16 protein-coding genes and 1 tRNA gene are annotated in these 22,312 nt (G+C 66.5%); 9 read left to right on the top strand and 8 right to left on the bottom strand.

Features of this window, described 5'->3' with window-relative positions; all coding sequences use genetic code 11:
- Positions 1-3 precede the first annotated feature (3 nt).
- Complete coding sequence (locus AB0M74_RS14010; RefSeq protein WP_364906264.1) at positions 4-303, bottom strand: DUF3761 domain-containing protein; 300 nt, start codon at positions 301-303, stop codon at positions 4-6.
- Between the two features lie 317 nt (positions 304-620).
- Positions 621-1,751, bottom strand: coding sequence for a lipase family protein (locus tag AB0M74_RS14015; RefSeq protein ID WP_364906556.1), 1,131 nt, complete (start codon positions 1,749-1,751; stop codon positions 621-623).
- Between the two features lie 835 nt (positions 1,752-2,586).
- On the opposite strand from AB0M74_RS14015, the gene AB0M74_RS14020 reads away from it, so the two are divergent.
- The 3 genes from AB0M74_RS14020 to AB0M74_RS14030 all read left to right on the top strand — a co-directional run bounded on the left by AB0M74_RS14020 (position 2,587) and on the right by AB0M74_RS14030 (position 8,601).
- Complete coding sequence (locus AB0M74_RS14020) at positions 2,587-6,060, top strand: indolepyruvate ferredoxin oxidoreductase family protein (protein ID WP_364906267.1); 3,474 nt, start codon at positions 2,587-2,589, stop codon at positions 6,058-6,060.
- A 244-nt stretch (positions 6,061-6,304) separates the two neighbouring features.
- Positions 6,305-7,432 (top strand): acyl-CoA dehydrogenase family protein, encoded by a 1,128-nt coding sequence (locus AB0M74_RS14025; protein ID WP_364906270.1) that lies wholly within the window; start codon positions 6,305-6,307, stop codon positions 7,430-7,432.
- Positions 7,433-7,809: 377 nt separating this feature from the next.
- Positions 7,810-8,601, top strand: a complete 792-nt coding sequence (locus AB0M74_RS14030; RefSeq protein WP_364906273.1) for an SAM-dependent methyltransferase — start codon at positions 7,810-7,812, stop codon at positions 8,599-8,601.
- Positions 8,602-8,631: 30 nt separating this feature from the next.
- On the opposite strand, the gene AB0M74_RS14035 is transcribed toward AB0M74_RS14030, so the two are convergent.
- On the bottom strand, positions 8,632-9,672 hold the full coding sequence (locus tag AB0M74_RS14035; protein ID WP_364906275.1) for a hypothetical protein: 1,041 nt from the start codon (positions 9,670-9,672) through the stop codon (positions 8,632-8,634).
- Between the two features lie 231 nt (positions 9,673-9,903).
- On the opposite strand from AB0M74_RS14035, the gene AB0M74_RS14040 reads away from it, so the two are divergent.
- Positions 9,904-10,926 carry an alpha/beta fold hydrolase gene (locus AB0M74_RS14040; protein WP_364906278.1) on the top strand — a complete coding sequence of 341 codons (1,023 nt, stop codon included), beginning with the start codon at positions 9,904-9,906 and terminating at the stop codon, positions 10,924-10,926.
- A gap of 121 nt (positions 10,927-11,047) precedes the next feature.
- On the opposite strand, the gene AB0M74_RS14045 is transcribed toward AB0M74_RS14040, so the two are convergent.
- Positions 11,048-11,121 (bottom strand) — tRNA-Met (locus AB0M74_RS14045).
- Between the two features lie 63 nt (positions 11,122-11,184).
- Entirely contained in the window at positions 11,185-12,714 is a 1,530-nt protein-coding gene (locus AB0M74_RS14050; RefSeq protein ID WP_364906281.1) for an aldehyde dehydrogenase family protein, read from the bottom strand.
- A gap of 111 nt (positions 12,715-12,825) precedes the next feature.
- Here AB0M74_RS14050 and AB0M74_RS14055 point away from each other — a divergent pair, with 111 nt between their 5' ends.
- From AB0M74_RS14055 to AB0M74_RS14065, 3 genes are all read left to right on the top strand, one after another.
- Positions 12,826-13,278, top strand: coding sequence for an Lrp/AsnC family transcriptional regulator (locus tag AB0M74_RS14055; protein WP_040732134.1), 453 nt, complete (start codon positions 12,826-12,828; stop codon positions 13,276-13,278).
- 65 nt (positions 13,279-13,343) lie between these two features.
- Positions 13,344-14,693 carry an L-lysine 6-transaminase gene (lat, locus tag AB0M74_RS14060; RefSeq protein ID WP_364906283.1) on the top strand — a complete coding sequence of 450 codons (1,350 nt, stop codon included), beginning with the start codon at positions 13,344-13,346 and terminating at the stop codon, positions 14,691-14,693.
- Positions 14,694-15,088: 395 nt separating this feature from the next.
- Complete coding sequence (locus tag AB0M74_RS14065; RefSeq protein WP_364906286.1) at positions 15,089-16,345, top strand: hypothetical protein; 1,257 nt, start codon at positions 15,089-15,091, stop codon at positions 16,343-16,345.
- 24 nt (positions 16,346-16,369) lie between these two features.
- On the opposite strand, the gene AB0M74_RS14070 is transcribed toward AB0M74_RS14065, so the two are convergent.
- Positions 16,370-16,714 carry a hypothetical protein gene (locus tag AB0M74_RS14070; RefSeq protein ID WP_364906288.1) on the bottom strand — a complete coding sequence of 115 codons (345 nt, stop codon included), beginning with the start codon at positions 16,712-16,714 and terminating at the stop codon, positions 16,370-16,372.
- Positions 16,714-17,121, bottom strand: a complete 408-nt coding sequence (locus AB0M74_RS14075; protein ID WP_364906290.1) for a DUF1707 domain-containing protein — start codon at positions 17,119-17,121, stop codon at positions 16,714-16,716. The genes AB0M74_RS14070 and AB0M74_RS14075 overlap by 1 nt, the downstream gene beginning before the upstream one ends.
- A 341-nt stretch (positions 17,122-17,462) precedes the next feature.
- On the opposite strand from AB0M74_RS14075, the gene AB0M74_RS14080 reads away from it, so the two are divergent.
- On the top strand, positions 17,463-19,103 hold the full coding sequence (locus tag AB0M74_RS14080; protein ID WP_364906293.1) for a serine/threonine-protein kinase: 1,641 nt from the start codon (positions 17,463-17,465) through the stop codon (positions 19,101-19,103).
- A 190-nt stretch (positions 19,104-19,293) separates the two neighbouring features.
- A complete protein-coding gene (locus tag AB0M74_RS14085; RefSeq protein ID WP_364906295.1) occupies positions 19,294-21,243 on the top strand; it encodes a protein kinase in 1,950 nt (649 codons plus the stop codon).
- A gap of 96 nt (positions 21,244-21,339) precedes the next feature.
- On the opposite strand, the gene AB0M74_RS14090 is transcribed toward AB0M74_RS14085, so the two are convergent.
- Positions 21,340-22,290 (bottom strand): patatin family protein, encoded by a 951-nt coding sequence (locus AB0M74_RS14090; protein WP_364906297.1) that lies wholly within the window; start codon positions 22,288-22,290, stop codon positions 21,340-21,342.
- Positions 22,291-22,312: the final 22 nt, after the last annotated feature.

Consider the following 22,312-nt stretch of genomic DNA (forward strand, 5'->3'; position numbering starts at 1 on the left):
CGGTCAGAGCCAGGTCACGACCCCGCCGTGGCCCGAGCAGGTCCCAGAGCGATTCTTGCTGAAGCTGTAGGTGCCGTCCTTGCATCGTGCCGTCGCTCCCGGCGGTGGGGCCGCGGCCGATTCCGGGCGGTGCACGCACTGGTCGTAGGAATTGAGGTAGGAATTCGGGCCACACCCGGCTGGATCGTTCTGCGGCGCGGGCAGGATCGCGGCGGGCGGGATGTAGTTCGTGGTTGCCGGCGGCGTGGTCGGCGGCGTCGAATCCGCTGGGCGAGGCGCTGCGGAAACGGCCTGCGGCGTCACAGCGGCAGGCACTGTAGTAGTCGGTGCGGCAGTGGCTGGCGCGACGCTGGACGACGCAGCGGTTGTTACGCCGCTCGTCAGGGAGGTCGGGGGAGACGAACAACCGCCCAGCAAGAGCGCGAACGACCCGGCGACGGCGACACTCGCGAACACGAGCGTGCGCAAACTGTGCGACATGTCTTCTCTACGCGGAACTCCAGGCCGGTCGACGAATGTTGCGATGCCTGGGGTAGCTGCTTCATCGACCGGGACGAGACGTCGCGACCAACGAAAAGCGGCCCCGGAGAACATCTCCGAGGCCGCCTTGTGGTGAGAGCTCAGCAGCTGGTGGGTACCGGGTCGCCGCGGAAGCGAGCTTCCACGTAGTTCCACGCGTCGACGAAACCGGCGACGGCCGTGGTCATGTGTTCGGCGATGTCGTAGGGGCGGAACTCGACCGGTGCTCCGGCTCGACAGTAGCGGTCGGCTACCTCGGCCACCGGGTTGAAGAAGGTGAGGGTGTCGAAGCGGCCCTGCCACATGTACGTCGGCACCGTCGGGACGCCGGGGAAGTAGCGCAAGCTGTTCTCGCGCAGAACCTCATGCGCTTCGGGGCTGTCCATCAAGCTCTTGGACGCCGCCATCTGCTCCGCGCTACGGAAGGCTCCGTGGAAGAGCAGGAATCGGCGGCAGGCGTCGTGGGTGAATTCCCGGAACCACAGGCCGTTCGGGTTGAGCTGCTCGGAGATCGGCAATCGGTTCGGGTATTCGCGTTCCAGGCCCATGGCCGCGGCGAAGGCCAGGCCGAAGCCGGGGTGCGGATTGAAGCCCAGTGACATCGCCATCTCTTCGAGGTCGGCGGGGATGCCGCCCGCGACCGCGGCGGTGAGTTTCAGGTCAGGGGCGTAGGTGGGTTGCAGTGCCGCCGCCCACGCGGTGGCCATGCCGCCGCCGGAGTAGCCCGCGATCGCGACCGGCGAGGTGGACAGACCGAGTTCGGTCGCCTTCTGTACCGCGCGGACACTGTCGAGGGTCATCATGCCGCTGAGCTTCGCGGCACCGTAGGCCGAGGTGGGGCCGAGGTAGTCCGGCAGCGAGACCGCCCACCCGCGACCGATGGGAAGCATGGCCCCGACCGCGTCCTGCAATTCGCCGTTGAACAGCGATCGCGACGGGTTGCACTGGGTGCCGAGGGAGTTGATCAAGGCCTGGTAGGAGACCAGTGGCGGGTTCTTCACGCCGACGGGAAGCAGGACGGTGGTGACACCCATGACGGGGCCGCCCTGGGAGTTCGTGGAGCGGAACGCGACCTGCCAGCCTTCGGTTCCGACGTAGAACGCGGTGTCGATCTTGCGGGTCCGGACCACGTCACCCGGATGCAGCGTCTCGAGTTCGGGTGGCGCGGAGTAGAAGGGATCGGGGTCCGGGGTGGGATACAGCGGCTGGGCATTGACGGGCGCGCCGAGCATGCCGAGCGAAACGATACTCAACAACAGGATCGCAATCCTGAAGGGAACTCTGGACAAGGCATTCCTTCGATGGGGCAGCCGCCACCGGCGAGGCGGACCTGCGGCAGTAACGTCTCAGGCCTCAGCGCATCGGATGGACCGGCACTACACGGGTAAACCGCAGTGAACCTCTGCGTTCACTGCGCAGACGGAAAGGGGGAACCGGCAGCCGGACCGAACGAGCCGATCACGGCAGGCTCTCGCACCTCCTTCGGCTCGTGGGCTGCCGGTGTCCGCCGTAGGCGACACCATCCGATGCGAAAGTTATCGTCGATCCGACGAAAACAGCCACATCGTCCTGCTGAAACTGTCGGTTTCACAACCTAACTCATCTGAGCTTGGTCAAGATCACATGGATGCCGAATAGTTGCCTAGTTCGCCGCCCTGCAGGTCGAACGGGGTGCGCTCGCCCATGGCCGCAGTGGCTGATTTCCGCTTGATATCCGGATGGTCTGTCGAAAGGACCGCCCGGCGCCGACGAAATCAGCGGCGTGGTGTCGATGAGATAGCCGAGCGTCAGCTGCGCCCCGAGATCGGCCGCCGCGTCCGGCGGTGGGCCCAGTGCGGGTCTGTGCGCGGCTGCGCCGAAAATCCGCGATTCGTGCGTAGCGTGGTCACGATCACACTTACCTCGCATCCTGCATAGGCCGTGCCCGCTCTTTGATGGTCAGATTGCGCACTTTGCTCAACTTTTTCTACCGCTATTGTGCGTTCGGAGCTTCGAAGACAGGATGGCGGCACCAAGTGCTCAACGAAGCGAAGTGCCTGATCGGCACTGAGCGGATGGGTGGACTGCATGACCGAGCTCGCTGACCGCGAACTGATCTCAGCCCCGTACGACCTCGCCGACCGCTACCGGGTCGGCGCCGGAACCGTTGTCCTCACCGGCGTCCAGGCGATTGCCAGACAGCTGGTCGAACAGCACATGCGTGATCTGCGCGCCGGGCAGCGGGTCGGCACCTTCGTCTCGGGGTATCAGGGCAGCCCACTCGGCGGCGTCGACAAGATGTTGAACGGCATGCCGAACGTGCTCGCCGAGCACGATATTTCTTTTGTGCCGGGCTTGAACGAGGAAATCGCCGCCACCTCCGTATGGGGGAGTCAGGCCGATCTGCCCGCGGGCGCCGCGACGCATGACGGCGTAGTCGGGGTTTGGTACGGCAAGGGGCCCGGGCTCGACCGGGCCACGGATGCGTTGCGGCACGCCAATATGTACGGGGTGAATCCGCGCGGCGGCGTGCTGCTGCTGGTCGGCGACGACCCCGCCTCCAAGTCGTCGACCGTGCCCGCGGTCAGCGAGCGCTCGCTGGCGGCGCTGAACATCCCGGTGCTGTTCCCCCGCAATGCGCGCGAGATCGTCACCATGGGTCTGCACGGCGTCGCACTGTCGCGCGCTTCGGGATGCATGGTGGCGCTGAAGATCGTGGCGGATGTGGCCGACGGTGCGTGGACGGTCGACGGCTCGGTGGGCGATATCGCCATCACCGTGCCGGAAATCGAATGGGAGGGCAGGCCGTTCACCTATCTGCAGCGGCCGATGGCGGCGCCGGCGGACAGCGTGATCGCCGAGGCGGATCTGTATGGTCCGCGCTGGGAAATCGTCAAGGCCTACAGCGCACTCAACGAGCTGGACGTCATCGAGGTGAACCCCGCCCGCGCCACTGTCGGCATTGCGGCAACAGGAACCACCTTCGACGCGGTGCGTCAGGCCCTCGTCGACCTCGGCGTCGATGATGCGGCTCTACAGCATGCCGGCGTCCGGCTGCTGCGTATCGGGATGCCGTATCCGATTGCGCCCGAACGGGTCCGGCAGTTCGCCGATGGTCTTTCGCGCATCGTGGTCGTCGAGGACAAGACCGCCTTCATCGAAACCCAGATCCGGGAGATCCTGTACGGCACGCCGGAGGCGCCGCAGATCATCGGCAAGCGCGATGCCGACAACCGGCCACTGTTCGGCCAGGACGGAGAACTCACCGCTGGCCGGATCGTCGCGCCACTGCGCCGCGCGCTGCGGGGGCAGCTGGAGATGAAACGACCACTGCCGCAACCACTGTCGCTGTCGGTGCTGCCTGCCAAGCGGGCCGCCTACTTCTGCAGCGGCTGCCCGCACAACCGATCCACCGCGGTGCCGGAGGGCTCGCTGGCCGGTGGCGGCATCGGCTGCCACACCATGGTCACCATGTCGGGTCGTGACGACAGCAAGGTCACCGGGCTGACACAGATGGGCGGTGAAGGCGCGCAATGGATCGGCCAGGCGCCGTTCACCGACGTGCCGCACCTGTTCCAGAACATCGGCGACGGCACATATTTCCACTCCGGGCAGCTCGCCGTGCAAGCCTGCATCGCCGCGGGTGTCAACATCACCTACAAGCTGCTGTACAACGATGTCGTCGCGATGACCGGTGCGCAGGACGCGGAGGGTGCCCTCGCGGTGCCGATGCTGACCCACAAGCTCAAGACCGAGGGCGTGCGGCAGATCATCATCTGTGCCGACGAGCCGAAAAAGTACCGCAAGCGCGATCTTGCCGCGGGCACTCTGCTGTGGCACCGCGATCGGCTCGACGAAGCACAGCGCACGCTGCGGGAAGTCCCCGGTGTCACGGTGCTCGTCTACGACCAGCATTGCGCTGCCGACGCGCGCCGCAAGCGCAAGCGCGGCACCCTGCCGGTTCGCCGCACTCGGGTGGTCATCAACGAGGCGGTGTGCGAGGGCTGTGGCGACTGCGGTGTCAAGAGCAACTGTCTGTCGGTCCAGCCGGTCGACACCGAATTCGGCCGCAAGACCACGATCGATCAGACCTCCTGCAACACCGATTACAGCTGCATGGACGGCGACTGCCCTTCGTTCGTCACCGTGGAGCTCCCGGAGTCGACGAAAGCGAAGAAGCGCGCCGCGACCGAGCGCGCCGAGCCGCCGATGCTGCCCGAACTCCAGGACGCGACACCGACGACGACCCAGAATGTCTTCTTGGCCGGCATCGGCGGCACCGGCATCGTCACGGTCAACCAGGTGCTCGCGACCGCCGCGCTGCGCGCAGGTTACGAGGTGGCGAGCCTGGACCAGATCGGCCTGAGCCAGAAGGCCGGACCTGTCGTGTCGCACCTGCGGTTCGCGTTCGGTGAGCTGGAGCCCGCGAACCGGCTGACCCCCGGTTCCGCGGACTGCATCGTGGCTTTCGACCTGCTCGCCGCCACGGACAACAAGAACCTGGCATACGGCTCGAAGGCGACCACCCTGTCGGTCGCTTCGACGAGCAAGACGCCGACGGGCGACATGGTCTACGACAAGTCCGTCGCCTACCCCGACGAGGGCACGTTGCTGTCGCGGCTCGAGCAGGTGTCGCGCTCGGTGCTTTCCTTCGACGCACTCGCCGCCGCGGAAGTGCTGTTCGGCAACACCGCCGCCGCGAACTTCCTGATGGTCGGCGCCGCCTATCAGATCGGCGGCCTGCGCCTGCCGGCCACCGCGATCGAGGAAGCCATCGAGATCAACGGGGTCGCCGTGGCCGCCAACATCGCGGCATTCCGCTGGGGCCGGGTTGCGGTGGCACGCCCGGATGATTTCACGGCCGCCACCACCCGCCAGCAGCGCAAGCCTGCCGAGATCGACCTCCCCGCAGACCTTTTCGACGGCGTGACCGCGACGGGCGAGACCAGGCGTCTGCTCGAGCTGCGCGCCGTCGAGCTGATCGGTTTCCAAGGTGCCCGGGTCGCCCGTGCCTATGTGCGGACGGTACAAGACATCTGGGACGCGCAGCACCGCGTCACCGACCGCACCGAATTCAGCGAGCACGTTGCTCGCGGCCTGTACAAATTCACCGCCTACAAGGATGAATACGAGGTAGCCCGCCGTCTCACCGACCCGGCGTTCCTCGACGCTGTGGCCGACCAGCTCCCCGAAGGCGCCAACCTCACCTACCGCCTGCACCCGCCGGTGCTGCGCGCCATGGGCCGCAAGAAGAAGATCGGCCTCGGCCCACGTAGCCATCTGGTGCTGCGTGCTCTCGCGAAAGGAAAGCGGCTGCGCGGCACCAGGTTCGATCCCTTCGGCTACGCCCACGTCCGTCGGGTGGAACGCGCTCTGCTCGCCCATTACACCGAGATGGTGACGACGCTCGCCGCCGACCTCGACCCGGCCGGCTACGACCGGGCCGTCGAAGCGGCCGCCCTCACCGACATTGTTCGCGGCTATGAGGACATCAAGCTCGCCAACGTCGAGCTGTATCGCAATGGCCTGCGCGAACTCGGCATCGAGCCGCCGCAGGTGTAGTCGGCATCGAACTGCTGCTCTCGGACCGATGACGGCCGGTCCCCGGCAAGCAGGTAGCGGCCCGGGCCGGGCGGTGTGCAGCCGCCTCGCCCGGGCCGTCACGGTTTCAGCTCCGCCGGTGCCGGCAGGTCGGGCGGACAGGCGGCGGTTTCTCGATTTCCCGTTCTCCGGTGCACTTGCGCTGCGTACCCTGATCGACGAATCGCCGCGCGATCGCGGAACCCTTACTACCGGAGAGTGTTTCGTGACCACTGCGCAATTTCCAGGCCCGCTGCGCGACGTCGAGCGCAAGATCCTCGACCGGGTCACCGAGATGGCCGTCGATTTCGATGCTGCCGCAGCGGACTACGACGAGCGCGCCGTTATCGCCGTCGAGCATCTGGACGCACTTCACGACGCCGATGTCGATCGGGCGGTGCTGCCCGAGCAGGCTGGCGGTCTCGGCCTGAGCTACCTGGCTTTCGGGCAGCTCGTGCGCGTACTCGCCAAAGCCGACCCTTCCACGGCGACGATCTGGGTGATGCACGCGGGAGCGGGTGTCGCGCTCGCCGAGTTCACGCGGGAATCATCGGGCTCGTTCTTCGCCGACGAATTCCTCGCAGGCAAGCGGTTCGCGAACGCGTTGTCGGAGCCGGCCAGCGGAAACCGCTTCCTCAATCCGCAGCAGGAGGCCGTGCCAGTCGAAGGCGGCTGGTCGATCACCGGCGCCAAACGCTTCGTCTCGGGCGGCGAGATCGCCGACTATCTGCTGGTCAATGCACGCGTCGACGACGTGCCGACCTTCTTCGGCGTAATCCCTGACGCCACAGTGACGGTCATTCCCATCTGGGACACGTTGGGCCTGCGCGCGACCCGCAGCCAACTGCTCTCCTTCGACAACACCGTGCTGCGCGCCGAATATCGTGGCCGCGCACCGGGTCCCGGTGACTTCGCGGTCATCCCGGCGGGGCTGCCCGCGATCTCCCTCGGCATCGCCGACGCCGCGCTGGAGGCGTTGATCGCGCACGCGCAGTCGCGCGTGATCATGGGCAGGCCACTGTCGCACCAGCAGTGGGTGCAGTTCGAAGTGGCCGACGTCGAGATCCGCCTCGCCGCGGCACACGCGCTCTACGACCGTGCCCTCTGGGAGGCCGACAACGGTATCCCAGCCTTCGTCCCGAACTTGGCCCGCGCCAAATATCTCGCCAACAAGGTGGCAGTGGACGTCGCCCAACTCGGCGTGCGCATCGGCGGCGCCTCCGGCTACCTCAAACAGTCTCCGATCCAACGCCATCTGCGTGATGCCGAAGCAGGCCAGCTGATGGCCTACTCGACCGAGGTCCTCGCTGGGGTGGTGGGCAAACAGCTCCTCGGAGTTGCCGAAGACGAGTGAGTCTTCTCGCGTCACAGTCGCGCAATGGTCTGCCCACCCGTGCTGAGGGTCCGCCCGTCGTGGTGTCCGCGGGCACCCGGTCGATGCCGCCGCTATGGCGAACGCGATAGCAGCCCAACGACTCACGAACGGTCGGTGCCTGCAATGTGACATCGGAAGAATCGTCCATCATGCCCGACCACGGGGCCACCGGACAGCCTCCTATTCTGTGGGGAAATTTGCTCGAATGTTCACCACTGCTTGCTGTTTCGGGATCGCTTCCGGTTTCGGTGGATGCGGCGCACCTCGTGATGTGGCGGAGGTAGTGTCGGTTCACCGGACATCAAGGGTCCGCGGCGGCGTCGTGTAGCGCTCATCGGGATATCGAGGGAGGTGCTGTGCCGGAGGCTGAACGAATGCCGTCGGTTATCGACCCGACCAAGCCGAATGCGGCTCGGGTGTACAACTACATGCTGGGCGGCAAGGACAATTACGAGGTGGACCAGTTGGTCGCCCATCGCATGCTTGCCGTCGCACCGGACACCAGAACGCTGGCCTGGTTCTGTCGTCAGTTCCTGCTGGACTCCGTGCGGTTGGCCGCCGAGGCCGGTGTTCGACAATTCCTCGACATCGGCGCGGGAATCCCGATTTCACCCAATGTGCACGAGGTAGCCCAGCAGGTGGATGCCTCGGTACGAGTGGTGTCGATCGACTATGACCCGGTGGTCTACGCGCACGGCAACGCGCTGTTGGCCGGCGTGCCTGGTGTGTTCCCGATGCTGGGCGACATTCGCCGTCCGATGGACTTCATCGAGCGGTTGCGGACCGAGGCCACGATCGATTTCGACCAGCCGGTCGCGATTCTCATCGTCGGCGTGCTCCACTACGTGATGGATGACGAACATCCGGCCGAGATCATCAGGGTGCTGCGGGACGTACTGGCGCCGGGAAGTTACCTGGCTTTCACGCATGCCTCGGACAACACGCAAGCGGACTTCATCGAGCGGTCATCGAGTGACACAGTCGGCAGTTCAGCTCAGGTCCGCTATCGCTCGCCGGCCACGGTGGCCGCCTTCCTCGATGGGCTCGAGATGGTCGGACCCGGTCTGGCGCCGGTCCAGGAATGGCTCGGCGACGATCTCCCGAGCACCCGGGTGGTGATCCTCGGTGGTGTCGGACGAAAGCGCTGAGGCCGGCAGCGAAAGCGCACGACCTTCCCGCTACTGCGTTGCGGCAAGCGTATAGGAGCGTGCCACCAGCGCATCGGCTGTCGGGCGCGGACGGCGGCCGAGGCCGCATGCGGTGGCGACGCCGTCGACCGGACGGCCCAATGCCTTCTCGATCATCCGCAATGTTTCGATTTGCTGTGTGAGGGAAGGGCTTTCGTGCACCAACCCCGCGAAGAACCTGGTGCCCACGTCAAGAGACAAGCCCGCAAGTGGTGCATAGAATTCGGGTTTCGTAGACGGCGGTATATCTCCCGCCGCGAACGGGCCGTGAATGTACTCCAGCTGTCGACCCGAAGGCCAGTGCTGGACAACAGAATTCGCCAGATCCACGAATGGCCGGGCATCACGCATCGTGGTGCGAGCCTTGTTGCGCATGCTGCCCAGGCACATGTGCACGCCGAATCGAGTTCCCGCCGGGGCGTTCGTGGCCAGTGCCGCGATGCCCTTACCTAATCCCAACGCCGCGTTGATCGGCTGTTGGAGCGGCTGTGCCTGTGCCATGAGCACCATTTCGGCGGTGGCCTCCAATTGAACAACGACGTCGTCTCCCGCTATTTCGTGGACGGCCGCGATGTCCCGCGAGGTGGCGTCGCTGAACGCTCGCCGATGCGTCCGGACACCGGAGGCGCCCATTGCTATGAACGTCATCGTGAAATCGGTGGGCATCCCGATCTGTAGTGCGAGCTCGGGCAAACCGTGGGCCGCCCGTACACGCTCGAATATCGGAAGTGCCTCTGTCGCCTCGTCCAGATACCCGAGGCGCATCATGTCGCCGGTCAGTTCGGCGCCGCGAGCAGGACGATGGATGGTCCGATCTCGACTCGAGCGCCAGGTTCCGATTTTCTTCACTTCCAGCGCGCCTTGGGACACGAGCTCCTCGATGATGGGCTGGATGTAGAACTCGTAGCGACGGGTCTCACCGGTCGGCAGTGTCAGCAGTCGAGCACCCGCGCCGTCGAGCATCGCCTGCATGGCGGCGTCGGTGCTCTCGGCCGGAAAACTGCCAACGAAATGCACCCTCCGCACGCTCATGTCGTGCATCGTAGAGCGCATTCTGAGGGATTGTCTGCCAACCGGATTCGAATGTGGCGCGTAGGAACTTCGGATGCGGTGACAACGGTGTTCGATGCGACACCAACAACTTCCATGATGTCGAGGCGGCTCTTGCTTATTGCCCGGAGTGGGCTATAGCGTGCCTGACGGATGGCCGAGCAAGGATGTCGGTCGGCGGTCCTTGCGCATTGTCACGAGGGAGCGCATCGCGTGCGAATCTCAGTCCGGGCCCTGGCCACCGCAGCGGCGGCGACACTGTTGTGTCTCACATCCGGTGTTGCTCGTGCCGATCAACCTGCGCCGCCGGACCACTGCCGGGAGCTCTCGTTTCCGGTAGCGCAAGGCACGTTGGTCGCGACGTTGTGCTTGCCATCGGACGGGCCCATGGACACCGTCATGGTGTTGATGGCCGGGTCCAACTACAACCATACGTACTGGGACTTTCCCTACGCCCCAGAGACTTACAGTTTCCGACGTGCCATGAATGCTGCCGGCTACGCCACCCTGGTCGCCGATCGGCTCGGAAACGGAGCGAGCAGTAGGCCCCCGAGCGGTTCACTGACCGCGACCGCCACCGCGGAAGCTCTACACGGCTTGGTCCAGGGCCTACGTCGTGGACTTTCGGGTGCGCAGCCCTTCGACAAGGTCGTCATCGGCGGTCATTCGCTGAGCTCCGGCACCTCGGTCATGGAGGCCACCGCCTATCGCGATGTCGACGGTGTACTGCTCACCGGATACTCGCACGCGCTGAACATTCCCGAAGTACTCGGCGTGATCAGCACCTACCATCAGGCTGCGGCAGATCCTCAATTCGCTGGCCGTGGACACGATTCGGGCTATCTGGTCACCCGGCCGGGTGCCCGCGAACGCGATTTCTTCGGGCCGGGCAATGTCGATCCCGAGGTGCTCGCCGTTGATGAAAAGACTAAGGAAGCCTTCTCGCTCACCGAGTATCCCGACGGCTTGACCTCGACGCTCCCCGGCATGTCCAGCTTCATCAGCGCGCCGGTCCTGCTTGTCAACGGCAGCAAGGACCGTTTGTCGTGCGGTCCTGATTACTCCGTGTGCGTCGATACCGCGACCCTGCTGGCCGCGGAAGCGCCGTACTTCGGTCCCGCGGCGCGGTTGCGGGCCTTTGTGCTGCCGGGGAGTGGCCATTCGGTCAATCTCGCGCGGAACACCGCCGACTACCACGCGGCCGTCGTCGGCTGGATGAAATCCATCGTCGGGTGAGTGTGGTTCACCATCCGCGTGCGGCTCGAGGACTCGAACCGGTGGCGATCGGTGGCCTAGGGAGGTCCCTGATGCGGGAAAAGGAACAGCCCCGGAATATGCGTTCCGGGGCTGTTCGTAGTAGCGGGGACAGGATTTGAACCTGCGACCTCTGGGTTATGAGCCCAGCGAGCTACCGAGCTGCTCCACCCCGCGTTGGGTAGCCCTAAGACTACGCATGGGGTGGCTGTCCGACCTAATCGCCAGGTCAGAGGCCTGTCAGCCGAATGTGATGCCCTGTGCGAGGGGGAGTTGGTCGGAGTAGTTGATGGTGTTGGTTGCTCGGCGCATGTAGGCCTTCCAGGAGTCCGAACCGGATTCGCGGCCGCCGCCGGTCTGCTTCTCACCGCCGAAGGCGCCGCCGATCTCGGCGCCGGAGGTGCCGATATTGACGTTGGCGATGCCGCAGTCGGAGCCGTCGGCGGCGAGGAAGCGCTCGGCCTCGCGTTGATCGGCGGTGAATACGGCGGACGAAAGTCCTTGCGGCACCGCGTTATGCAGGGTGATCGCGGCGTCGAAGTCGTGATAGGTCAGCACATAGAGGATCGGAGCGAAGGTCTCCTCGCGCACTACCGCGGTCTGTGCGGGCATCCGCACGATCGCCGGACGCACGTAGAACGCGTCGTCGCCGAAGCCGTCCACCCGTTCTCCGCCGCACACCAGCTCGCCGCCGTCGGCGAGTGCCCGATTCAACGCGACACCCATCGCCTCGTAGGCCCGCCCGTCGATCAGCGGGCCGACCAGCACCCCGTCCTCGAGCGGATTGCCCACGCGCAGTTGCCGATACGCACCCGCCACGCGTTCGAGCAGTGGGCCGACGACGTCGGCGTGCACGATCAGCCGTCGCAGCGACGTGCAGCGTTGGCCTGCGGTGCCCGCCGCGGCGAACACGATGCCGCGCGCCGCCAGTTCCAGATCCGCCGACGGCGTGACGATCGCGCCGTTGTTGCCGCCCAACTCCAGCAGGCACCGCCCGAAGCGCGCGGCCACCCGCGGCGCGACGATGCGCCCCATCCGCACCGAACCGGTGGCGCTCACCAGCGCGACACGCTCGTCGTCGACCAGCCGTGAACCGACCTCGGCTCCACCCTGAATCAGTTGGTGCACTTCGGGATCCATGTCGACATCGGCCGCGGCGCGGCGCAGCAGGGTATGACAGGCCAGCGCCGTCAACGGCGTCGTCTCCGACGGCTTCCACACCACCGTGTCACCGCAGACCAAGGCGACGGCGGTATTCCACGCCCACACCGCGACCGGGAAGTTGAACGCGGAGATCACCCCGACCACACCCAGTGGATGCCAGGTCTCCAGCAGTCGATGCCCCGGCCGCTCCGAGGGCATGGTCTTGCCGTACAGCTGCCGCGAAAGTCCGATCGCGAACTCGCAGATGTCGATCATTTCCTGGACTTCGCCGAGTGCCTCCTGGCCGATCTTCCCGGCCTCCAACGTGACCAACTCCCCGAGTTGGGACGTGTGCACAGTGAGCAGTTCGGCCAGCCGCCGCACCACCGCGGCCCGCGCGGGTGCGGGGACGGTGCGCCACCCGCGGAATGCCAGGGCGGCGCGATCGATCGCGGCATCGACGTCGTCGAGGGAGTCGACGGCCAGCGTCAGCAGCTGACCGCCGGTAATCGGTGTGCGGGCAGGCAATGCGCCGGCTGCGGGCGGCTCGGCGCCCAGCTCGCGCAGCAGCGCCGCCGCACGGGCTGCCAGGTCCATGGTGAGGTGATCGTCGAGCGTATGTGTCATCGATTGCTCCGCTGTCGCTTTGGGCATTCGCACAATGGCTGTGCTGTTACGGGAAGGGGAACGAGTAGAGGTTTCCGCCACGAGTTGCGCTTGCTGAGTTAGCCTTCGCTGATGGCGGATACACCGGCAAGACCCGCACTCGATGACATCGATCGCCTGCTGATTCGGGAATTGATGGCAGACGGTCGGGCCACGTTATCGAACCTGGCAGAGAAGGCGAGCCTATCGGTCTCCGCGGTGCAATCGCGGGTGCGCAGGTTAGAGGCGCGTGGGGTGATCCGGGGCTACACGGCTCACGTCGACCCCGAGGCACTTGGTCAACTGTTGTCGGCATTCGTCGCGATCACTCCTCTCGACCCCTCGCAACCGGATGACGCGCCTGCCGTCTTGCAACATATCCCCGGTATCGAGGCATGCCATTCGGTGGCCGGTGACGAGAGCTACGTGTTGCTGGTTCGAGTGGCCTCGCCACGGCACCTCGAGCAGTTGCTGCAGGAGATCAGAGCGACCGCCAACGTCAGGACTCGAAGCACCATCATCTTGCAGACATTCTATGACAGATAACAATTGGCCGTAATAAGTTCGAAGAGTTGTAGAGATTCCGTAAATATTTCCGTACCCTGACCGGTGTGACCCTCGAACTGGACCGCACCCGCACGGACGGTGACATAGCACCGGTCACCCCCGCAACCCGGGTACACGAAATCTTGTCGGCGCACATCCTGGCCGACGGGTTCGACTTGGTGCTCGATCTCCGTAATTCGCGTGGCTGCCGAATCGTCGACGAACGAGACGGCAGCTCCTACCTCGACATGTTCGGCTTCTTCGCCTCGAACGCGCTAGGGATGAACCATCCCGCACTGGCCGAGGACGAAGTCTTCCGGGCCGAACTCGCCGCAGCCGCCCTCAACAAACCGAGCAACTCCGACATCTACACGGTCGAAATGGCGCGGTTCGTCGAGACATTCGCGCGGGTGCTCGGCGATCCACGGCTACCGCACCTGTTCTTCATCGACGGTGGTGGACTCGCCGTGGAGAATGCGCTGAAGGCGGCCTTCGACTGGAAGAGCAGGCACAATGAATCCCACGGCCGCGCACCGGAACTCGGCACCAAGGTGCTGCACCTGACCGGAGCGTTCCACGGCCGCACCGGCTACACGATGTCGCTGACCAACACCGATCCGGTGAAGGTCGCGCGCTTCCCGAAGTTCGACTGGCCCCGCATCGAGGCGCCGTATGTGTGTGACGACCTCGACATCGACGTCGCCGAGGCGAACGCGTTGGCGCAGGCGCGGCGCGCCTTCGCCGAAAATCCGCACGACATAGCGTGTTTCATCGCCGAGCCGATTCAGGGCGAGGGCGGTGACCGGCATCTGCGGCCACAGTTCCTCCAGGCCGTCCAGCAGTTGTGTCACGAGAACGACGCGCTGTTCGTGCTCGACGAGGTGCAGACCGGGGTCGGTATGACCGGAACCACCTGGGCCTACCAGCAACTCGGGCTCGAGCCGGACGTGGTCGCGTTCGGGAAGAAGACCCAGGTGTGCGGCGTGATGGCGGGTGGGCGCATCGACGAGGTGCCCGACAATGTGTTCGTCGTCAGCTCCCGGCTCAATTCCACCTGGGGCGGCAACCTCACCGATATGGTGCGCACCAGGCGGATTCTCGAGGTGCTCGAGCGGGACCAGTTGATCGAGGGGTCCCGAGAGCTCGGCGCGCATCTGATGCGGCGACTGGAAGGGCTCGCCGAGGCGCACCCGAGCATCACCGAACCCCGTGGGCGCGGTCTGATGTGCGCGTTCACCGTCGCTTCGGCGCAGCTGCGCGACCAAGTGCTGACCAGGCTGTGGGCGGACGAGCACGTGCTGATCCTCGGCACCGGTGAACGGGGCATCCGCTTCCGGCCGCCGCTCACCGTCAGCGATGCCGAATTGGACGCGGCGGTCGACGCCCTGGATCGGGTTCTCACCGACCTCGGGTAGTTCGCCGGTGCGGTCCCGGATGGCAGGAGCGGCTGCGGGCTGACCGTCGCGCAGAGTGCGTTCGGCGCGACGGTCCACGCTGTGGCGAGCGGTGCGGTGGGCCTCGGTTGTTCCGGTCGTCTGCCCGGCCGGCCGAACCTGCTTCGGTGGATCCGGCGCGGATTGCTGCGGAATCCGCGCCGCCACGGATTCGGCTACGCGCCTTTTCCCGGTGCGGCGACGGAGCCCGTGGACCGCGGCACCGACCGGCCCCGGAAGAGTTCTGTCACGAATGTCCGGATGGCTGAACCTGGTTCGATGGATTCGGCGCGGACTACCCAAGAACCCGCGCCCCACCACCTAGGCTTCGCACCCATGTCGTCTCGTCTGCACCACCCCCTGGCACGGTGCGGCGCGTGAACCGGCAGCGCATGTTCCACAGCCGCGCACCCGCTGCTCGACCGGACCGACGTCCGGCCGCGGCACCCTACCAATTCATCGCCTCGCTGGCCGTGGTAGCGGCCGTGGCGGGGTGCGCCTCCAGCGGCGCGGGTTCGGCGGGTGTGTCGCAAGCGCCGAGCTCGGTTGTTGCCACGCCTACTACGAGTCCGGCGCTCCCGTATCGACGGAATCTGCTACCGGGTATGCCGCCGCCGCTGTCGCCGACCGATGTGTACGCCGCCAACCGCGAGCTCAGCCCGGCGGTGGCAGATCATCGGGCGCTGGTGTACGTGCCCAATAGTCAATCCCACACCGTCTCGGTCATCGATCAGGCCACCTTCCAGGTGATCGACACCTTCCGGTCGGGCGGCTCGGAACCACAGCATGTGGTGCCCTCCTACGACATGCAGACGCTGTATGTCACCAATGACCTGCCGATCGGCGGCGGCAGCCTGATGGCCATCGATCCGAGGACCGGCCGGCCCGGCCCGGCGATTCCGGTGCGCGACCCCTACAACATGTATTACACGCCGGACGGCCAGTTCGCGCTCGTCGTCGCGGAGGCGGACAAGTCGCTGGATTTCTACGATCCGTACACCTGGCAGAAGCTGCACTCGATGGCGGTGCCCACCTGCGCGGGCATCGATCACATGGACTTCACAGCCGACGGCCTGTTCGCACTGGCCAGTTGCGAATTCGCCGGACGCATGTTGGTTTTCGACGTTGCGGCACGCACCGTGGTGAAGACGATCGACCTGCCGGGCGGGCGGTCCGGCATGCCGCAGGACGTCAAGCTCTCGCCGGACGGACGCACCTTCTTCGTCGCCGATATGGCCGCCAACGGTGTCTACACCGTCAACGCCGTCGGCTTCGAGAACACCGGCTTCATCCCCACTGGTAAGGGCGCGCACGGCCTTTACGTCACCCGCGACTCCCAGCAGATGCTCATCACCAACCGCCACGAGGGCAGCATCTCGGTGTGGGATTTCGCGGCGAACAAGCTGGTCAACAAGTGGTACATCCCAGGAGGCGGTAGCCCCGACATGGGCAATCTCTCCGCTGACGGCCGGGTCTTCTGGGTCTCCGGCCGCCACCACGGTGAGGTCTACGCCGTAGATATCGTCAATTGGAACCTGTTGGCCCGCATACCGGTCGGCCGAGGGGCACACGGGTTGACCGTCTGGCCACAACCCGGCCGCTACTCCACCGGACATACCGGCGTGATGCGGTAGCTCAGGCAGCGGCCTGATCACGCCTCAGTGAGTGGTGAGCCGCAGTCCGAGCCCACCCTCGACGAATCGCCGAACGGAGGTCAGGCCGGACTCGAGCGCGGGTTCGTAGCCGGGCCGGGCCCAGCCGGTGATGTCGGCGATGTCGTCGGCTCCGGGGGTCACGCCGATTTCGGCGACCAGCTCCGCGGTTGTCGGTTCACAGACCGCCCACGAATAGTGGGTTTCGTTGTCCCACTGCGTCGTACGCAGTGCGACATAGTCGGGATCATCGATGCCGCCCTCGGCGAGGGCAGGCCGGTCATCGATGCGTTCGTCGGCGCGCAGTGCGCGCAGATACCACGTGCCCGCGTTGATCTCGACCGGTTCCATCAGTCTTTGTCCTCCGCGCGCCGGTCCCGACGCCGGTCCCGCCCTCGATCGTGCCGATTGCCGTACAGCAGCGCGCCCATCAGCGGAATCGCCAGAAACCACAGCCAACTATGCGTGAGGAAGAACAGGATGACAGCGACGATCGGGATGACCGCCATCACTCGCTCCGGCCATTCGGCCATGAACCCCGTGTGGTGCTTCACGGGCACCGCGGTAGCTGCGACGGGCTCGGGAAGATCCACGAAGACCGTGTCCAGATCACCGCGGGTCATCGCAGCCGCGACCACCGCACTGCGCTCGTCGAACTCGGCGACGCTCAGCCGACCGGCGGCGAAATGGTCGGAGAGTCGTTGCATCGCCTGCTCACGCTCCGCGGTGCCGATGCGGATCTCGGGCACGTCACTCATACCAGCAAGGCTAGCGGCTGTCGATGACGATGCGGCCGCCGCGCTGTTGCTCCTCCATATGGGTCGGGGTGCCCACTCGGGCGGGCCGCTGCACCGGTGTCTGTCGGTGGACGGCCGGTGCGACCCGATGCGGGCTGTCGGGACCGACGTGGCACCTGTCGTGTTGCGGACCCGAGTACGTCGACGGACCCGGTGCGGGTTGGTGGGAGAATTCCGTGCCTCGATGGTGGCGGGGTTGCGAAATGATGGATGGCTGTCGCATCGGATTCGCGATTTTGGTAGTGCCGGTGAGGATTTCGGGTACCTGTTCGTTGGAGAGCAGGCTAGTGAGAGGTTTCGATATGGGCGAGGTGTGGTTCGGCCACTACCGCCTCGACCGGTTGCTCGGCAGTGGGGGCACCGGGCAGGTTTGGCTCGCGCACGACAGCGTCACACAGCGTGACGTCGCGTTGAAGCTGTTGGCCGCGGCGCATGCCGTCGACGCGACATACCGGCAGCGGTTCACCAGGGAGGCCCGACTAGCCGCCCAGGTTCGTGGTCCGCACCTGGTGCCGATCCATACCTTCGGCGAACTCGACGGTCGCCTGTATATCGACATGGAGTTCATCGAGGGCACCAATGTCTCCGGTCTGCTCCGACGCGACGGGCCGATGTCGCCTGTCGAGGCGGTGGAGATCGTCGCGCAGACCGCGGCGGCGTTGGACCTCGCCCATCGGGCCGGGCTGGTGCACCGCGACGTCAAACCGTCCAACATCATGGTGAGCCCGAGTGGATTCGTCCATCTGATCGATTTCGGCACCGCCCACCGGATCGACCAGCCCACGATCACGGCCAGTACCAACGTGGTCGGCACCCTCGCGTACATGGCGCCGGAGCGGTTCACCGGCACCTGTGACGGCCGCGCCGACCAATACTCACTGGCCTGCGTGCTCTACGAATGCCTGACCGGGCAGCGGCCCTTCGGCACCGTCGATTCCACACAGCAATTGCGCGCCAATCTGATGACCGATCCACCGCGAGTCTCCGCCGTGAATCCCACCGTGCCCGCGGCATTGGATGCCGTCGTCGCCCGCGGCATGTCCAAGGATCCGAACCAGCGATGGTCCAGCGCGGGGGAAATGGCCTCCGATGCGTATGCCGCGGTCACGGGCCGGGAGACTGCGACGGTCGAGATCACCGCGGCAACTATGGCCACCCGATCAGACCTGCTGGAATCGTGGCGCGCGGTCGGTTCGCAGCACGGGGTCGATTCGGTGCGGGCAGCCGGATCGATGCCATGCGCGCAGCGGTCGGATGCGGCCGACTCGCTGCGCCGAGTCGGGTCGTCGGGTGGCGTGGAGTCGTCCGGTGGGGTCGATGCGTTGCCCGGGGTGGGGTCCATGCGCGTAGCGCGACCGTCGGGCGATCACGAGCCGCGGCGGATACTGGGTACGGGTCTTGCTGCCGCGGCCCTCTCTACCCTCCTGACGATGGTCGGGATGGCGCTGTGGCTCGGGCGCCCGCCGGGCACCGAGACCGATTCCGCCGCACCGTCATCCACACCGACCTCGGCGAGTCCGGTGCCGCGGCCGCACGCCCCCGTCGGACCGGCACCGGCACCGCCACCGATCGCCTTCGTCCCTGCCGCCGGGCAGCCGTGCAACCCCGCGGTCGACATGAGCACCATCGGTGGTGACGGCACCCCGCTCGCCTGCTCGGTCGCCGACGGTCACTTCGCTCAGTGGATTCCAGTCGAGGCCCACCTCGACGCGCAGCAGCCGGTCAACGACAAACCGGCCACGGAAAACTCTGGCAACGGTCAGAGCACCCCGGACAGCGACAGCCCCCTCGGTAGCGACACCTTCGACGCCGGTAGCAACAACGACACCGACAACACCGACAACGGCAGTGGTAACCCTGGCAGCCCCGATCACGGGAACGGCAAGCCGCGCAACGGCAAACCAGGCCGAGGCAAACCAGGCCACGGCAAACCGGGCAAGTAGCGGTCGGCGGTAGTCCGCAAGGGCGCATTCGGAGGGGTGTCGGCGGCTTCGGTGGTGAGGTAGTCCTACGTAGGGGACATCACACTGTGCGGAGGTGGGTGGCGGGGCTAGGGTCGGAGCAGGTTCGGGCAATTCGGGGTCGCCGGGTTGCCGCCCCACCCGCAGCGGCGCGGTTACCGGGAGGTCAGCGATGGGGGAGGAACAGTTCGGGAACTACCGGCTCGACCGTTTGCTCGGTCGGGGCGGGATGGGGGAAGTGTGGCTCGCGCGCGACACCGAAGGCGGGCGTGAGGTCGCGCTGAAGGTGTTGTCGGAGAACCTGGCGAGCGACAGGGAGTATCGGCGGCGGTTCGAGCGGGAGGCCAGACTCGGTTCCACCCTGCGCAACCCCCATATCGTGCGCATTCACGGCTTCGGCGAGCAGCGCGGCCGACTGTTCATCGCGATGGATTACATCGACGGCATCGATCTGGCCGAAATGCTCGGCCGGGTCCGCACGCTGGCCCCGGCCGCGGCCGTCGACTTCGTGACACAGGTGGCCTCCGGACTGGATGCCGCACATCGGGCGGGGCTCATCCATCGTGACGTCAAACCGTCCAACATCCTGATCGACAATGGTGGGCACGCGTACTTGATCGATTTCGGCATCGCCAAGGGCGTGGGGCAGACCGCCGTCACCGCGACGGGTATGGCGATCGGCAGCTGGCCCTACATGGCGCCGGAGCGGTTCAACGGGACGGTCGACGCGCGCTCCGACATCTACTCGCTGGCCTGCGTGCTGTACGAATGCTTGACCGGCCGTCGCCCGTACGGCGACACCGACCCACCCCGCCAGATGCACGACCACCTGAGGGCAACACCGCCCCGGGCCGCCTCGGTGAATCCGTCGGTGCCCGCGGCGTTGGACGCGGTCATCGGTTGCGGCATGGCCAAGGACCAGGCCGCGCGCTACCCGAGCGCCCGCGACTTCGCGGACGCCGCCCGCGCGGCCGTCGGCTCGGAATGCTCGAATCCGCGTGTCGGGAGTCCGGTCGCTCCGCTCGTGCCGCCGCCGCCGCCGTCGGCTACGCCGAAGCCTCGGACGAAGCTGCTCGAGCAGTCGGGACCGACGCCGACGGTGGTGGTGACGGGGCGATCGCAACCTTCGCCCCCGCTGCCCCCGCCTGTTGCCTCCGGCGGTCCGACGCCGGATCCGTTGTCGGTGGCCGGTGCGCAGTCGCCGGTACCATCCGCGCCTCGACCTCCGACACCGACGAAGGTCATGCCGGAGCCGGGGCCGACACCGACGTTGGTGGTGACCCGGCTCGCACCGTCGCAGGTGCCGCCACCGGTAAGAGGTGTCCTCCCGCAGCCGAATTCGCGACACGCGCCGTATGCACCCGCGCGGCCCGGTCCGGCTTTTCCGCCGCCGGTCCCGGTGCAGCGGCCTGCCTATCAGCCGAAGTCGAAGCGGCAGCGCGGTGGGTCGGTGGCACCGCTGCGCTGGTCGGTGTCGCGGGGACGCCGGTGGATCGCGCCGCCGGCCACCGCCCCACGTCGAGGCCGTCGACGACCGGGCGGCGTGCTCACCAAAGTCATCGGCGCGCTCGTCGTGGTGTTCCTGACGCCCTTCGTGCTCGCCGCGGGGTGCATCGCGCTGATGGCCTCGGGCAGCCGGGTCGGCGACTCGAGCGGTGGTTCGAATGCCCCGCGACCGACGGCGGCGGCCGAAGAACATCCCGTACCCCCGCCGGATCCCGGTCCGGCCGGCCCCGCGACCGCGCAGTCGGCGGTGCGCGACGGGAAGTTCGAATTCGTGGTCACCGGTGCCGATTCCGGCTTCTCCCGCGTCGGATTCCAATCGGCCCGTGGTTCTTTCACGATCGTCACCGTCACGGTGAACAACGTTTCCGACCAGTCGAAGTGGTTCCTGCCATTCGGTCAGCACCTCATCGATACCCGGGGCCGGGTGATCGACCACGATCCTGCCGCCACCATGTGGCAGACCGCCCAAGGCCGCCACAACTACTCCTTCGAATTGCATCCAGGCCAATCCGCCACCACTCAACTGGTTTTCGACGTCGCCCCCGACTCCACCCCGAGTCATCTCGAACTACACGACTTCCCCCTCTCCCAGGGCGTCACAGTGATGGTGGGTTGACCATCGCGGCCGCGCGGGACGTCGCGGTCGCTGTGCTCGTGGTTTGTCCGAGGTGGCGTAGCGGCTTGGTCGCTGCTCGGCCGGAACGGACCTCTGTCAGGCGGTTTCGCTGCTCACGTCCAGGGCGGCGGCGAGGTGGGAGTGCACGGCTCGGCGGCCGATTTCGAGTGCTCGGGCCAGGAGGGTGGTATCCCGGGCCGCGCTGTCGATGTCGGGGGAGCCGAGCGGGGGGTGGATTTGGAGGGCGGTGTGGCCGAGGCCGGTGAGGCATCGGTCTTCGACATGTTGCTGGAGCGGACGCTGCAACCAGGCCCGGTAGGCGCCCGGTGCACGCACGCGCAGGTAGCTGCCGCCGACGATCTGATGCAGTCGAGAGGCGGGCGGGCGTTGTTCGTCGGTGCGGCGGGTGCGCAGGACCAAGGCGTGCGTGGCGCCGTCACGCACCGCGGTGCGGATGGGCACGGTTTCGGCGAGCCCGCCGTCGAGGTAGTGGGAGTCGCCGAGCGGGACGGGAGGTCCGGCCAGAATCGGCAGCCCCGCCGAGGCGCGCAGCGCGGTCATCAGCGTCGGTTTGTCGACGATGTGGCGGCGCAGGTCGACCGCCAGGCCGGTACGGATGTCGGTGCCGATCGGGTGGAAGGTGGTGGGGTTGGCCAGGATCGCGGGGAAGTCCATCGGTTCGACGCCGTCGTACACCTGATGGACCAGATAATTCAGGTCGAAGGCGGGTCGCCCGCGCAGCAGCCGAGCCGGATCGACAGCGCGCCGCATGATCGAGGGATCGGTCCACGACCGCATGCCGGGCAGTGCCCGCCCGCAGAGCAACCATGCGCCGTTGATCGCGCCCGCGGAGGTGCCGTAGACAGCATCGAAGATCGAGGCGAGACCGAGTTCCTCCAATGCCTGCACCATGCCGCTCGAATAGACCCCTCGGCTGCCCCCGCCCTCGATGACCAGCGCGAGTCGATGCCCGTCGCTGCGGCTCGCGGACTCACGACGGCCGCGGATGACTTCCGCGACGGTAGGCGCAACGGGCGAACTGGTCACCCGATCCACCATACGACAGAGC

The sequence above is a fragment of the Nocardia sp. NPDC051463 genome (assembly GCF_040681975.1).
Taxonomy (GTDB): Bacteria; Actinomycetota; Actinomycetes; order Mycobacteriales; family Mycobacteriaceae; genus Nocardia.